Below are 14686 nucleotides of genomic sequence, written 5' to 3' on the forward strand. Positions count from 1 at the left end.
GCCCCGAACGCCATGCCATCGAAGCGCCGCACCCCGAAATCGCCCGTGCCACCGCCGCGCCGCACCCCGCAGCAGGAACGCTCACGCGCCATGGTGGCCCGCATTGTCGACGCCGGGCAGCAGGTGCTGATCACCCACGGCTACGACGGCGCCTCCACCAATCGGATTGCCGCGGGGGCGAGCATCAGCCCGGGCTCGCTGTATCAGTACTTCCCGAACAAGGACGCGGTGGTGGCGGCGGTGATCGAGCGCTACACCCGCGACGTGGCCGAGCGGGTCCGGGCGCGGGTGCTGTCGAATATCGGCAGACCGCCGGAAGTGTCGGTGCCGGAGACCATTTCGTATCTGATGGATGCCCTGGGCAACGATCGCGAGCTGCTGCGCGCAGTCGTCGAGCAGACGCCACGGCTGGGTGCGGACGGGCCGGTGGTGGCGTTCGAGCAGCAGATCGGTGAGCTGGCCCGGGTGGCGCTGTCCCTGCGGCCGTATCCGATTGCGGCCGAGGTGGACGCCGATGCCGCGGCCTGGATGCTGGTGCGCACGGTCGAGCATCTGACCATCCGCTACCTGCTCGATGCTCCGCCCATTCCCCGTGAGCGGTTTCTGGCCGACATCACGCGGCTGATCCTGAACTTCTTCCGGGAGCCGCCGGCGCGAGCAGAACGCGAGTAATCAAACCGCGTGGTCGACAGGGCGGGCGGCAGGCAGGGCCAGCAGCAGATCCACGGCCTGCGCCGCGCTCTGGGCGGCACTCTCCATCGTTGCCGACCAGTCGGTTCGGGTCCAATCCCCCGCCAGCACCAGCGTCGGCACCGAGGTGCGCTGCCCCGGCCGCAGCCCATCGGTCCCGACCACCTGCGAGAACGTGGCCCGCGGCATCGGAACCACCTGTGCGTGCACCACTTTCGCGTCCGCGGCGCCGGGATAGTAGCGCCGCAGCAGCGCCATCTGCTCGTCCACCACCGCGTGGTGCGGCTTGTGGATCTGATCGTAGGCACCGCTGGTGGTCAGGCAGTACAGCCAGCCGTCGAGGGTGCCGCGCCCGTGCATGCGCTGCCGGTCGAACACCTCGTCGACGACCCCCGCCCCGCCGATGAGCGCCTCCATGGCGGCCTGGGTGCCGAGTGGGCGGTCCAGGTACAGGTTGGTGCTGACGATCGGGGTGTAGCCGAGTTTGTCGGCGGCCGAATAGATCCGGTCGTGCTCGGGTAGCTCGTCGAGCAGGCCGCCGATGTAGGAGTTGGGCACCGCGCACACCACGGCGTCGGCGGGCTGGACCTCGCCGCCGGCCAGCACCACACCGGTCACCGCGCCGTCCTCGATGCGAATGCGCCGGGCCACCGCCCGGTGTCGCACCTGTACCCCGTGCCGGTCGAACACCCGCTGCGCGCCGGAGACGAGCAGGGTGTCGAGGTCGGTGGTGGGGTAGCCGATGCTGACGGGCCGCAAATGCCTGACGCCCAGCCGGATTCCGGTGGCCAGCACGTCGGCGAACACCTTGGCCGACTCCTGCCGCACCGGTTCGGCGGCGATGCCCAGCGCCAGCCAATCCCACAGTGCCTCCCGCGCGATGGCGGGCATACCGAGCCGCCGGAACCACTGGTCGGTGGTGAGGTCGGCCAGATCGCCGGGCTGACGCAGGCACTGCCACCCCATCCGCAGGGTGGCCGTGGCCGCGCGCAGCCGGTCGCCGGTGCTCGCGTCAGGATGCGCGCCGAACAGGGCCCGCAGTGCGGGAAAACCGGTGGTGCCCATGATCGCGGTGCGCCCGCCGGGCCAGCGCAGAATGCCCTGCTGCGGGAAGGTCACGTACTGGCGGGTGCCGACGCTGGTCAGGTATCGGAACAGATGGCGGTAGCCGCTGGCGATCACGTGCTGGCCGTTGTCGGGGATGTCGCGCAGCGGCGCGACCTCCAGCGCGTGGGTGCGGCCGCCGAGGCGTCCGCGCCGTTCCAGGAGGGTGACCTGTTTCCCGGCTTCGGCCAGCCACACCGCCGACGCCAATCCTGCCAGTCCCCCGCCGATGACCACGTAACGCCGCGGATCGTTCATATTCGCCCCTCGAACCATAGCCTGCACCAAGAAAGCTACGCCCGCCGTGCCCGGGGCATGCGCGAATTCGGTTACCTCACACAGGGAATGCCGCCGGTATCCATCTGCGACAGGTCGGTGGCCTCGGGCGCGTTGGCGCCGGGGGCGGTGGCCGAGACCGGAACGGGCGGGGTGGTGGACGTGGCCGGGGTCCTGGTACGGGTGGCCGAGGTGGTCGGATCGGTCTGGTCGACCGGCACATTCGCGAGGGGTCCGCTGCGGGCGTCGCTGCCGAGGGTGAGCTGGACGGCCTGGGCTTCCACGGCCGCCGAACCGGTGGCGGTGAGTCCGAGTTGGGCCGCGAGGGCGGTGGCGGCGGATTCGGCGCCCGCGCCGTAGGTGAGCGTGGTGGTGTCGCGGGCCGCGCCGGTGGTCGCGGCGCCCTGCGTGAAACCCCGTGTGGCCAGGGCCTGTTCGACCTTGGCGGCGAGGCCGTTCTCACCGGAGCTGTTGACGACGTTCAGCACGATGCCGGTGGCATCCGGGATGGCGGTGGTGGCGGGCGCCGGCGTGGTGGTCGTGGTGGTGCCGGAATCGCCCGGGGACAGCAGGTTTCGCACGATGCCCTTGATCTCGTCCGAATCCACGATATTGATCGACTCCCCCGCGTCGTCGGTGCCGAAGTCCTTGACCGGCAGCGTGTACAGCGACAGCCCGTCGTCGAGCAGCGCGGAGGCGCGCTGCGCGAACGACAGTGGGTCCAGGCCGCTGTCGATGGCGGTGTTCTGCTTGGCGATATCCAGCAGCGCGCGCAGCTTGCCGGGACTGCTGAGGGTGCCGCCGTCCTGCAGCTGCCGCGCCAGGGACACGATGAAGGCCTGCTGGCGGCGGGTGCGGTCCAGGTCGGTGAACAGCGGTTGATCCGGGTCGCGACGCTGGCGCACGAAGGCCATGGCCTGCGCCGCGTCGATCTGCTGCTTGCCCTTCTTGAAGTTGGCGCCCGAGTAGCCGTCGGAGGTGTCTTCGTTGAGGCAGACGGTGATCGGCTGTTCGGCCTCGGCGATCTGGAAGAAGGCGGCCAGGGTGATCTCGACGAAATGGTCGACGGGCACATTGCCGAGGAACTTGCCGACCGTGTTGCTCTCGGCGAGGCGGCCCGCGTCGCGGGACTTCTGATCGAGTTCCAGTGGATCCTTGACCCCGGCGGCGGTGAGCTTGTCCTTGGCCCGCGCGTAGGCGAATCCGTACGCCTGCTTGATCTTTCCCTTACACGGGGAGGTGGCGCAGGACGCGGGATCGAGGGTGACGTAGTCGTCGCGGGGAATGGAGATGGCGGTGGACTTGGAGCCGTCGCCCGGAATGTGCACCAGGATCAGCACATTCGCATTGAAGCCGCCCTCGCTGTCGTCCCCCGCGTGCAGCGCGTCGTACATGTCCTGGGGCAGTGGATTGCCGTGCTCGTCGAGGCGGCTGTCCAGGCCCATCACGAGGATGTTCTGGGTCTTGCCGCTGGATTTGGGGCCGCCCGGAGTGACACCGGCGATGGTCAGCCCGCTCAATTCCTGATGGTATCTGCGCCAGGCCGCGCCGGTGGCGGTCAGCACCGCGACCGCCAGCAGGGCCATTGCCACCCGCCCGGCCGCCAGCGCCCGGCGTGTTCGCTCGGGGCGTTCACGAGGGCGGCGGGCGGCGGGCGGGCGGGGTCTGGACCGGCCGGGTCTCGTCGACCTGCTGGGTCTCGTCGGGCGTAGCGGCACCGTGGCGGGGTCGTACGCCGCCGATTGCCTCCCCCGACGATCTCGAGCATGCGTCATGCCCATCGAGACTAGCTGCTAAACAGCGCTCGCCGAATGCTTGCGGGAAAGCAGGGGGTAGCCGGCGCAGACCAGGACGCCCCAGACCAGGCCGACCACGAGAGCGCTGCGGCCGTCCTCGGTGAAGAACAGCAGGACGACGACCAGGGCCAGGAAGGCCAGGGCGAGCACCGTGGTGACGGGTGCGCCCGGCAGGCGGTAGTCGCTGCCCGGCAGCGCACCCTGCTTCACGCGGCGGCGGTAGAGCAGGTGGCAGACCAGGATCACGCCCCACACGAAGATGATGCCCATGGTGGACACCGACGTGATGTAGCCGAAGGCCTTGTCGGGCGAGAAATAGTTCACCGCCACGCCGATCACCATGACCGCCGCCGAGACCGCGATACCGGCCGCGGGCACCGACCGGCCGCTCAGCGAGCCCAGGGCGGCCGGGGCCTCCGCGCGCTGCGACAGGCTGCGCAGCATGCGGCCGGTCGAGTAGATGCCGGAGTTGCAGGACGACAGCGCCGCGGTCAGCAGCACGAAATTGATGATGCCGGCCGCGCCCGGGATACCGATCTGCTCGAAGACCTCCACGAACGGGCTGCGGCCCGCGTGGAAGGTGCGCCAGCTCGACACCGACATGATGACCACGAGCGCGCCGACGTAGAACAGGCCGATGCGCAGCGGCAGGCTGTTGATCGCCTTGCGCAGCGTGCGCTTGGGGTCACGCGCCTCACCCGCGGTGACACCCACCAGTTCGACACCGACGTAGGCGAATACCACGATCTGCAGGGCCAGCAGCGCCTGCCCGAAGCCGTTGGGGAACACGCCGCCGTCGTTCCAGAGGTTGGTGACGGTCGGGTTGGTGGCGTGGCCGAAGTGGAAGATCAGCACGCCGACGCCGATCACGATCATGGCCACGATGGCGGTCACCTTGATGGCGGAGAACCAGAATTCGCCCTCGCCGAACAGCCGCACCGACACCAGGTTGGCGATGAACATGATGCCCAGCACCACCAGCGCGGTCACCCACTGCGGGATGTCGAACCAGTACTGCACGTACTTGCCGGCCACGGTGATCTCGGCCATGCAGGTGGCCACCCAGACCGCCCAGTAGGTCCAGCCAGTGGCGAAACCCGCGAAGCGGCCCAGGAACTCGTTGGCGTATTCGGCGAAGCTGCCGGTGACGGGCCGGTAGGTGAGCAGTTCGCCCAGGGCCCGCATGATGACGAAGATGGCCAGGCCGGCGGCCAGATAGCAGAGGATGAGCGCCGGGCCGGCCTTCTGGATCGCGCCGCCCGCGCCGTAGAACAGGCCGGTGCCGATCGCGCCGCCGATGGCGATCATCTGAATGGTGCGCGGCGACAGGCCGCGGGAATACCCCTCGTCGTCCGTGCGTGCGGTACCGATGTCCGGTAGCTGCCTTTCCGAGGCTGTCAAATGCGGTTCCTCTCGCGTGCGTGCGGCCGGAACCCGCCGTTCGTGATCGGGAGCCACCGGCCGCGCCGAGTCTGCCGGCGGTTTGCCGGGCTCGGTCCAACGGCGTGTCACGCTACCGGAGTGGTATCCGAGGTCACAGTCGCCGCCGCACGTGGCGTGCGGTCAGCTGCCCTCGTCGATCAGCTCGAGGCCGGTGACGACCTCGGCCTCGATGCGGATGACATGGTCCATCGGCAGGTTGATCCAGGGGTCGAGCAGCGTCTCGTAACGCTGCACCTGCTCGGGATCCATCACCACCCGTGCGACCCCGGTGACGATCACGCTCCAGCCCTGCCGGGTGTGCTCGTCGAACGAGTCGGCCTCGTACGCCACCACCTGGCCGTCACCCCGCAGCAGGCTGGCGCCCAGCTGTGCCCGCACCACCACCACATCCTCTTCGACGATGTGATTGACCGGCCGGATGATCGGAAGTCCACGGCGCGAGTACACAATTCGCCCGAATTGCGCGCCGGCCAGCCGTTTCAGTGACTCGGCGGCCGAGAGCTCGCGTAGCTTTCGTGCCCCAACGCCACCCATTCCGTCAATTGTGGTCGATCGCTTGCGATTACGCCAATTGCCTTGCCGCATCTCATGGTTCGCTCCCAGCATCGCCGCTGACCCGGCACCGTGCCAGCGAACCGGCGGCACCGTGCCGGCGCGGCGGCGGAAGCGCCCTCGCCGGTGCACACGCCGATGCGGACTCGCTGCTCGCAGAGCGGCGGCACGGACACCGGTTCTTGGTTTGATGGATCGGAGTCTCGGATCACCGGTCGCAAGTCGAGCTGAGGGAGGTATTCATGACCTCGCCCGTGCGGCAGTCGCCCATCGGCCCATCGCGCGTTCCGTGAAATCCCGGCCATCGGCGGCTCTGCGAGCATCCGCGGCGCGCGCCGGGGTCGCTATCCGCTGGTTACGCGCCACACCTGTCGGCCGGACAGCATGGCGCGTGGCCGGAACCCTCGTCGAGATCGAGCTCGTCGATCGAGCACTGGCGTTGGCAGCGCAGATCTTCACCTCGGTGCTTCCGGTGATCATCGCCGCGTCGGCGTTCAGCGGCTGGCAACCGACCACCGACACCATTCGCGATCAGTTCGGCTTCGACCCCGCCGTCTTGCACGCCGGGGATGCGGCCACGTCATCGGATCGGTCACTGACCGCGTTCGGTGTGGTCGGGCTGCTGATGATCATCCTCAGTGGCACCTCGTTCGCTCGGGCCCTCGGCCGTGTCTACGGGGCGGTGTGGCGGGTGCCGTCGATGGGGCCGCGGGATGCCTGGCGGTGGTTGACCGCGCTGCTCGCGGTGGCGTTGTCGACCGCGCTCGTCGAGCAGACCCGTGATCTGACCCAGATTCGGGTGGCGGGGCAGCCGCTCGCGCTGCTCGGTGAGGTCGCGGTGTGGACCCTGGTGTGGGCGTTCGCGCCGTTCCTGCTCACCAAGGGCGCGCTGACCGGGCGGGTGCTCTGGACGACCGGCGTGCTGACCGCGGTCGGGCTGACCGCGGTGCACGTGGTCGCTCGTATCGTGCTGCCACGCATAACGGCGCAAGCCCAGCGGCACTTCGGGCCGTGGGGGCTCGCTTTCACCTCTGTCAGTTGGCTTTTCGTGATGTCGGTGGTGATCGTGGGTGCGGCAGCGATCGTCAAGGCCGTCGCATCGGACGACACAGCCGTCGGGCATTATCTGCGGCACCGGGCCCCGGCGACCGGCGCGTGAGCTCAGCGGTGGGCTCGGTCGCGTCGAACGGGCCTCGGTCCGGCCACCAGTTCCACGGCGAGCAGAGCGGCGATGGTGACGAGCACTGTCCCGATGACGACCAGCCCCGTCGGATACCGCCAGAAGACGAGGGCGATCACCGCGACGGCGATGATGCCGCCCAGGAGCGGGCGGCGAAACCGGCCCACGGCGGATTCGATCGCCTGTGGATCGCGGCCGTCTCGCCGTGACCGCACCGCGGCGAGGGCCCGGTTGTAGCCTTCTCGCACCGCGACCGCGGATCTCGAGGGCCCGCTGAGGAAGCCGGCGAGCGCGATCACCACGGCGGCCGTGAACACCGCGCGCACAGTGGTCCGCAATGGCACGAGAAAGGCATCGATCACCGTCGCGGCCGCTGGCGGGGTCATCACCTCGGCGGGCACCGCGTCCAGGTACGCCGATCGTGCGATGCCGATGGCTACCGCCAGTGCCGCCATGGCCAGCGCCAGCGCCACCCCCACCCAGGAAAACGCTTGCCGGCGTGCGCCTTTCGGCGCGACCCAGACGGCGCAGGCCGCCAGGAGCACGGTGAGCCACGGCGCCACCCGGTCGGCCCGGTCCAGGAACGACACCCACCACTGCGCCTTGACCAGTTCCGGCGAACGGAACAGCACCAAGGACCGATCGATGGCCGGCACCTGCTCGACGAAGGTGAAGCCTTCTTCGGTCAGCACGGTCCGCACCCTGTCGATGATCGGCCCGAGCGACACGCTCACGGTGCCGTCCTCGCTCATGCCGACTGCCGCATGGGCATGGCCGGTGAGAACAGCGGCAATGCCCGTGTGCGCCTGCCGGTTCGCCTGAATCCACAGGGCTTCGAACTCATCCGACGCGAGGACGGACGTCGCCGTGTCCCGCACGAAGTCTCGCGCCTGCTTGCCGACCAGCGGGGCGACCCCGACAAACGCGGCGGGCACCCGAGGGTTGTTCTCGGTGATCGCCGCCAGCGCCTGGGCTGTGATGGCCTCGACGTCGACACGATCCATGATCGCGTCGGTGATCCGGTCGGCCAGCTCGCTCTGCAGCGCCGGATCGGCCCCCAGCGGCGTGACGATCCGGACGTAACGGTCGGTGTCGAGCACTTCGCCGTGGGCGAATCGCGCGAGTACCGAGCCGATGGCCAGGACGGCGACGAGGGCCAGCAGCACGACCGTGGCCGTCCAGCGCAGTGCGCCGCGGTGTTCGCGCCCGGTCCGGGCACCGGCCGGGTCGCCGGCACTGGGAGCATCGCGATGCGCCGCGAGTTCCCGCAACCGCGTGAGTTCCTCGCGCTCGCTCTCGCCCAGTGGGCGATCGGATTCAGCGGCCTCCATGAGAATTTCCGCCTCGGTCCTGCGCTGGTCGATCCCGCACTCGATGGCATCGGCGATGTGGTGCCCTCCCGCGATGGTAGCGATCGCCCCGGCATCACGTCAGCGCATGCGGTCGATCAGATATGCGATCCATCCCATGGTTCACGGAATTGAGACGACTCGCATTCCCCGCATCTAGGATGCGAATTCTCCGAGTTCGGGAAGTGACATGCGTACCCAGTCGCACGGGGCGATCACAGGTGCGGAAGCAGCGCTCGCCCGACCCACCTCCGCGACGAATACCTCATACCCAATTCCGCATGGGGTGGCAGGCCGGGGTAGCGAGTTGCTCTGCGGCCCAAGCCATCAGGTCTCCTGTCAAGCGATGTCCGAGACGACGGTCGTCTCCCTGTTTCAGGAAGGTATTCAGTGTCAACATGACGCTGAACTGCCATGTGAGCGCTGTCAACACCATTGACGGCAGGCAACGTCGCCGCTAATGTTAGCGGTGAATACATTCGGTGGCGGCATTCGTCGCTTCGGCGGTGCGTGTCGAGTTGATCGATGCTCTACCGATCTCGTCCCACCGCGGCCGCCGGTGCCCTGTCCGTCTGCAGAACAACGCATCAGGAGGAAAGAGCGTGACGAAGGTGCTGTTCGTTATCACTGCCGCTGACCGGTGGACATTGAACGACGGAACGCCACATCCGTCGGGGTACTGGGCAGAGGAGGTGGCAGTTCCGCACCGGACCTTCAGCGAGGCCGGATGGGACATCACCGTCGCGACGCCGGGCGGCAAGGCTCCGACGCTCGATCGGCTCAGCATCGGAATCGCCGGCGGGATGCCATGGAAGCGCCGTGAGGTGGAGCGCTACCTCGACAGCATCGCGGATGTCCTGGCCACGCCGGAACCCCTCGATGCCGTCGATGCGGACAACTTCGACCTGGTGTTCTACCCGGGCGGGCACGGCCCGATGGAGGATCTCGCCTACGACAAGACCTCGGGTGCGCTGCTGAGTCATCGGCTGACATCCGGCCGCCCGCTCGCGCTGCTGTGCCATGCCCCCGCGGCCATCCTGGCCGCGACCGCGCCGGACGGAACATCGCCCTTCGCCGGCCGCCGGATGACCGGGTTGTCCAACCGGGAGGAGTTGCTCAACCGGTTCGCCCGGAAGGCCCCGTGGCTGCTCGAAGACAAACTGAAGGAACTGGGCGCCGACTACGCCAAGGCGAGGCTGCCGCTGCGGCCGTACGTCGTGGTCGACGGGAATCTGTACACGGGCCAGAATCCGCAGTCTTCGGCCGATCTGGCACAGCGACTCGTCGCCGACATCGGTGCGACGCAGTCCTCGAGATGAGCTCATGACGGGCCGATACCCGTTGCCCCCGAAGTGATTTCGGCCGTGGCATGCCGTTGAGCGTGGCGCGTCCGAGAGTCGTCCCGTCATGGAACACGGGGCGCCGATCGGCCGCGCCGAGATCGGCCGGAATTCCCAGACCCCAGTGTTGACACTGCTAACATTCGCGGTTAACGTCGGTCCGCCACATACCAAGCGAGCGAGAGAAGTACACCGATGTCACCGACTCAACTCAGCACCGTCGAGGTCGATCTGGGTGGCCACCTGGTCACCGTGCCCGGAGGCGGTCTGTACGACCGGTTCCGGATGGACACCGATCTGGACGAGGTGGCGCGGGATCCCCGGGTGAGCAGTGTGGATTTCTTCCGGCAGCTACCCAAGGTCAAGGTCGACTCGCGGATCGGTGAAACCTTCACCCCGAACTTCTACTACCGCATGTCGAGTGCGCGGCTGACCATGCTGGCCCCGTCGCGCGCGATCCGTTCCCGCCTGCCGGAGGAGCTGGCGCCGCTGGAGATCGCGCCCGGAATCGGCCTGGTCTCGGTCATGTTCTTCCGATACGACGTGTGCGACATCGACTTCTACACCGAAGCCGCCGTCGGGGTCGCCGTCCGGCCGGCCCGGCACGGCCGGCTCGGATTCGTCGACCTCCTCGCCGGACTCGACAACGATCACCTCGATTCCTATGTGCTGTCGCTGCCGGTGAACACCCATATCGCCCAGGTCCGCGGGCACGACGGCTACGGATTTCCCAAGTGGGTCACCGACATCGACGTCGACATCGACGCCACCCGCACCACGGCACGCGTCGCCGACGACAGCGGCAACACCGACCTGTCGCTCTCGGTCGCCACGCCCGCCCAGACCGAATACCGCAGCGGAGATCGTGTTTCGACGCTCACCTCGTACACCTCGATCGCCGGCGCGTGGCATTCGACGCTGAGCCAGACCAATGTGCTGTCGGCCGGCAGCGTGAGCCTGCCCCGCAATGTCGATCTGACCTTGGGCCGCGGCCGCCTGTCCGAGGACCTGCGATCGCTCGCACCGATCAAGACCGTTCGACTCGATGTGATCACCGAAGGGCAACTCGCCCTGCACATGCCGGTCCCGACCTCGGTCCCGGCCCGGCGCTGACTGTCCCGGAACGCGGTACATCCGGAATCCGAGAACACCAGACCAGAAGGAGAGTGCGATGACGGAAATCAAGCCGGTGCTCGAAGCCGAGGCGGTCGAGTTCGCGAAGGCCACCGACACCCCGCTGTTTCTGTTCCAGCTACCGCCGGCCGAAGGCCGCGACTACAGCACCGATGTCGGGTGCCTGACCAACCGGTCCCAGCTCGACACGGTCACCGCCCATGTCGAGGATGCGATCGCCAAGGGCGCGACCGTGCGCGCCGGTGGCCGGGCACGCCCCGATCTCGGGCCGCTCTTCTACGAACCGACCATCCTGACCGGTGTCACCCCGGACATGACGCTCTACGACCACGAGACCTTCGGCCCGTTCGTGTCGATCTACCCCTACCGGGACGTGGACGAGGCGATCGCGCTGGCCAATGCCAGCGCCTACGGTCTCAATGCCAGTGTCTGGAGTGGTGACGGCGCGAAGGGCCGGGCGGTCGCGGCCCGCATCCACACCGGCACCGTCAATGTCAACGACGCCTACGCAGCCGCCTGGGGTAGCGTCGACGCGCCGATGGGCGGCATGGGCGATTCCGGACTCGGGCGCCGCCACGGCGCCGACGGCCTGCTGAAATACACGGAGCCGCAAACGGTTGCCCACCAGCGCCTCCTCGGCTTCACAGCGCCGTCCGGTGTCTCGGAGCGGGCCTGGGCAGCGATGCTGACGGTCCTGCTGAAGGTGCTGAAAAGGGTTGGAGCCCACTGAATCCCCCGCAAGAGCGCTGGCCGAGGCGTCGATCGACATCTCGGCCAGCACTTTTCGGCCCCGAAGACCCGCCAAAGCGTTCGGCCTGGAGATCGTCCACTGGCGGGGCGGGCCCGCGCGGTGATGGACAGGCCACGGCTGGTGCGCACCCGGATCGTGATCCACGGCTCGAATGTTGACGGCGCTAATTTCGAGAGTAATGTAAGCAGTGTACACATTACGGTGACCGAAAGGGGATGACATGTTCGCGGTGACACTCGACGGCTACGGCGGTCCGGAGGTCATGAAGTGGTCGCAGGTGGACGACCTACCGGCCCCCGGCCCGGGGGAAGTGACAGTGGACGTGGTGGCCGCGGGAGTGAACCACGCCGACATTATGCAGCGCTACGGCCTCTACCCGCCGCCGCCGGGGGCCAGCGACATTCTCGGCCTGGAGGTGTCCGGCATCGTCGCCGAGGTCGGCACCGACGTGCAGGACTGGAAGCCGGGCGACGCGGTCTGCGCGCTGCTGTCCGGCGGCGGCTATGCCGAACGGGTCAACGTCCCCGCCACGCAGCTGCTGCCCGTGCCCGACGGAGTGAGCCTCACCGCGGCCGCCGCGCTCCCCGAGGCGGCCGCCACCGTGTGGTCGAATGTGGTGATGACCGCCGGTCTTCGCGCCGGCCAGACGCTGCTCGTCCACGGCGGCGGCAGCGGCATCGGCACGCACGCGATCCAGGTGGGCCGGGCGCTGGGCGCCCGCGTCGCGGTGACCGCCGGTTCGCAGTTCAAGCTGGATCGCTGCCGGGAACTCGGCGCGAACACCCTGATCAACTACCGCGATCAGGATTTCGTCACCGTCGTGACCGAGGAGTACGGCGGCGCCGACGTGATCCTCGACATCATGGGCGCCGGGTACCTGCAACGCAATGTGGACGCCCTGGCCACCGACGGCGACCTCACGATCATCGGCCTCCAGGATGGGGCGGTCGCCGAGCTGAATCTCGGTGTGATGCTGAGCAAACGGGCCTCGGTTCACGTGACGAACCTGCGTCGCCGTCCCGAATACGGCCTCGGATCCAAGGCCGAGATCATTTCCGACGTGCGCCGACGGCTGTGGCCGCTGATTTCCGCGGGCACCATCGCGCCGGTCGTGTCCGCCGTGGTGCCCATCCACGATGCCTCCGAAGCGCACCCGCTACTGGATTCCGCCGATACCGTGGGCAAGGTGTTGCTGCAGGTGCGCAAGCCCTGAGGCGCCCCTCCCCCGCCGGCGAGCCCGGTCGCCTCGGCACACCCGCGGCCCGGATCAGGCGCCCGAGGGCTCGCTGGACGTGACCGTCGCGTCGAGCGCCGCGAAAACGGCGCTCCGGACGCGGCTTTCGACGGAATCGGCCTCGAACTTGCCGTGCAGGTACAGGAAGGCCAGGCCGTGGACCAACGCCCACAGCGCCGTCGCCAGGTCTTCCTCGCTGGCTGTGGGAAAAATCTGCCGCACAATCGATTTCACGTACTCGTGGATCGCGGTGGTCGCCGCCACCCGTTCCGGGCTGCTGGGATCGCACGGCTCGGAGAACATCACCCGGAAGAGCCCGGGCCGCGTCAGGGCGAACCGCACGTAGGCGACCGCGATCTCGGCGAGGTCCGCGGCAGTGGCCGGCGCGGCGGCCGCGGCGACCAGTTGCGCGGTCAGTTCGCGATAACCCACGGCGGCAACGGCGGACAGCAGGGCATCGCGATCGGCGAAGTGACGGTACGGCGCGGCGGTCGACACGCCTGCCCGCCGCGCGGCGGCGCGGAGCGAAAGCTCACCCGCACCGCCTTCCTCGAGGAGTTCCACAGCCGCGCGCACCAGCGCGCTGGGCAGATCGCCGTGGTGATACGGCGCGTTCGACGTTGCCATGGAACCAATTTAACAAGTGTTGACAGCGCTTACATCTCATCCTGGCGTTCGCGCCCGCACACCCGCCGGTCCATGTCAGCCCGACGTTGGCTTTGGCCGCCGATCAGGATGTGCAGGCTCGCGCACTGCGCCGCCGCACCCGGCACCTGGAAGCACGGCGCGCGAACCAGCCCGCCACACCCGCGATGTCGCCGGTCAGACCTCGAAGGTGACGCCGGTCAGCTGTTCGGAGACGGCCCACAGCCGCCGCTGCGCGGCCAGATCGTGAGATCGGTTGCTGGAGGCCACGACTCGCGGATATCCCCGGACCTCTCCGAGGCCATCGGGGCCGTAGTACTGACCCCCGAGCACACCCGGATCGGTGGCGGCACGCAGTGTGGGCAGCGCGCCCCTCGCCGGGCTCTGTGTGACCAGCGGGGCCACCGCCGGTGCGAGCCACCGAATGACGGCCGGGGAGTTGCGCATCAGTTCCGTGTTCGAGCCGCCCGGATGCGCGGCGACCGCAATGGTGTTGGCGCCGTGCGCGGTCAGTCGGCGCTGCAGTTCGTAGGTGAACATCAGGTTCGCCAGCTTGGACTGGCCGTACGCGGCGACCCGGTCGTAGGACCGCTCCCACTGCAGGTCGTCGAAATGGATCTTGCCGCGGAGGCGATGCGCGAGGCTTGCCACCGTGACCACCCGGGAGTTCGGGGTCTTCAGCAACAGGTCGAGGACCAGCCCGGTCAGGGCGAAGTGCCCGAGATGGTTGGTACCGAATTGCAGCTCGAATCCGTCCGCTGTGTTCTGCCGAGGCGGGTACATCAGGCCGGCATTGTTGATCAGGAGATCGATCCTCGGATGCGCGGCGCGCAGCTCCGCGGCGGCCGCGCGGACCGATTCGAGCGAGGCCAGGTCGAGGGCGAGCACGCTCAGGCGCGCGCCGGGCACGATTTCGGTGATCCGGGCAACGGCCTGTTTGCCCTTCTCGACGTCACGGACCGCCAGCACCACCGACGCTCCGTGCGCCGCCAGCACGCGGGCGGTCTCGAAGCCCAGTCCGGTATTGGCTCCGGTGACGACCGCGAGCCGGTCCTGCTGTTCGGGGACATCGTTCTCGGTCCACTTGTGCGCCATGGTTCCTCCGCTGCGGGAATCAATCGAATTAAGGACCACCGGTCTCTTAACCGGTTAGGACCCACAGTAAGAGACCGCCGGTCTCTAGTCAATGAAA

The 14686-nt window shown here is 68.4% G+C and carries 12 protein-coding genes and 1 pseudogene; 6 read left to right on the plus strand and 7 right to left on the minus strand.

The features are described from left to right. Positions 1–12: 12 nt before the first annotated feature. Positions 13–672 (plus strand): TetR/AcrR family transcriptional regulator, encoded by a 660-nt coding sequence (locus ACWEKS_RS04820; RefSeq protein WP_452338833.1) that lies wholly within the window; start codon positions 13–15, stop codon positions 670–672. On the opposite strand, the gene ACWEKS_RS04825 is transcribed toward ACWEKS_RS04820, so the two are convergent. The 4 genes from ACWEKS_RS04825 to ACWEKS_RS04840 all read right to left on the minus strand — a co-directional run bounded on the left by ACWEKS_RS04825 (position 673) and on the right by ACWEKS_RS04840 (position 5843). After that, the gene (locus ACWEKS_RS04825) at positions 673–2052 is read right to left on the minus strand and encodes a hydroxysqualene dehydroxylase (protein ID WP_452338834.1); all 1380 of its coding nucleotides are present in this window, start codon (positions 2050–2052) and stop codon (positions 673–675) included. Between the two features lie 71 nt (positions 2053–2123). After that, positions 2124–3656 carry an LCP family protein gene (locus ACWEKS_RS04830; protein WP_452338835.1) on the minus strand — a complete coding sequence of 511 codons (1533 nt, stop codon included), beginning with the start codon at positions 3654–3656 and terminating at the stop codon, positions 2124–2126. Positions 3657–3863: 207 nt separating this feature from the next. Further along, positions 3864–5267, minus strand: a complete 1404-nt coding sequence (locus tag ACWEKS_RS04835) for an amino acid permease (RefSeq protein ID WP_452338836.1) — start codon at positions 5265–5267, stop codon at positions 3864–3866. Positions 5268–5429: 162 nt separating this feature from the next. After that, positions 5430–5843, minus strand: a complete 414-nt coding sequence (locus ACWEKS_RS04840) for a pyridoxamine 5'-phosphate oxidase family protein (RefSeq protein WP_354849802.1) — start codon at positions 5841–5843, stop codon at positions 5430–5432. 409 nt (positions 5844–6252) lie between these two features. Here ACWEKS_RS04840 and ACWEKS_RS04845 point away from each other — a divergent pair, with 409 nt between their 5' ends. Continuing rightward, positions 6253–7020 (plus strand): hypothetical protein, encoded by a 768-nt coding sequence (locus ACWEKS_RS04845; protein ID WP_452338837.1) that lies wholly within the window; start codon positions 6253–6255, stop codon positions 7018–7020. A gap of 2 nt (positions 7021–7022) precedes the next feature. Here ACWEKS_RS04845 and ACWEKS_RS04850 read toward each other — a convergent pair whose 3' ends face one another. Next, the gene (locus ACWEKS_RS04850) at positions 7023–8372 is read right to left on the minus strand and encodes a hypothetical protein (protein ID WP_452338838.1); all 1350 of its coding nucleotides are present in this window, start codon (positions 8370–8372) and stop codon (positions 7023–7025) included. A 620-nt stretch (positions 8373–8992) separates the two neighbouring features. Between ACWEKS_RS04850 and ACWEKS_RS04855 the strand changes: the two genes are divergently transcribed. The 4 genes and pseudogenes from ACWEKS_RS04855 (at position 8993) to ACWEKS_RS04870 (ending at position 12828) form a co-directional block, all read left to right on the plus strand. Beyond that, entirely contained in the window at positions 8993–9709 is a 717-nt protein-coding gene (locus ACWEKS_RS04855; protein WP_452338839.1) for a type 1 glutamine amidotransferase domain-containing protein, read from the plus strand. 216 nt (positions 9710–9925) lie between these two features. Further along, on the plus strand, positions 9926–10843 hold the full coding sequence (locus tag ACWEKS_RS04860) for an acetoacetate decarboxylase family protein (RefSeq protein WP_452338840.1): 918 nt from the start codon (positions 9926–9928) through the stop codon (positions 10841–10843). Between the two features lie 160 nt (positions 10844–11003). Further along, positions 11004–11594, plus strand: a pseudogene (locus tag ACWEKS_RS04865) (aldehyde dehydrogenase family protein); the annotation flags it as partial. 241 nt (positions 11595–11835) lie between these two features. After that, positions 11836–12828, plus strand: coding sequence for an NAD(P)H-quinone oxidoreductase (locus ACWEKS_RS04870; protein WP_452338841.1), 993 nt, complete (start codon positions 11836–11838; stop codon positions 12826–12828). Between the two features lie 54 nt (positions 12829–12882). Here ACWEKS_RS04870 and ACWEKS_RS04875 read toward each other — a convergent pair whose 3' ends face one another. Together ACWEKS_RS04875 and ACWEKS_RS04880 are read right to left on the minus strand one after the other, a co-directional pair. Next, positions 12883–13476, minus strand: a complete 594-nt coding sequence (locus ACWEKS_RS04875) for a TetR/AcrR family transcriptional regulator (protein ID WP_452338842.1) — start codon at positions 13474–13476, stop codon at positions 12883–12885. A gap of 195 nt (positions 13477–13671) precedes the next feature. Next, on the minus strand, positions 13672–14589 hold the full coding sequence (locus ACWEKS_RS04880; protein WP_452338843.1) for an SDR family NAD(P)-dependent oxidoreductase: 918 nt from the start codon (positions 14587–14589) through the stop codon (positions 13672–13674). Between the last annotated feature and the right edge of the window lie 97 nt (positions 14590–14686).

This window comes from Nocardia sp. NPDC004711, assembly GCF_053601595.1.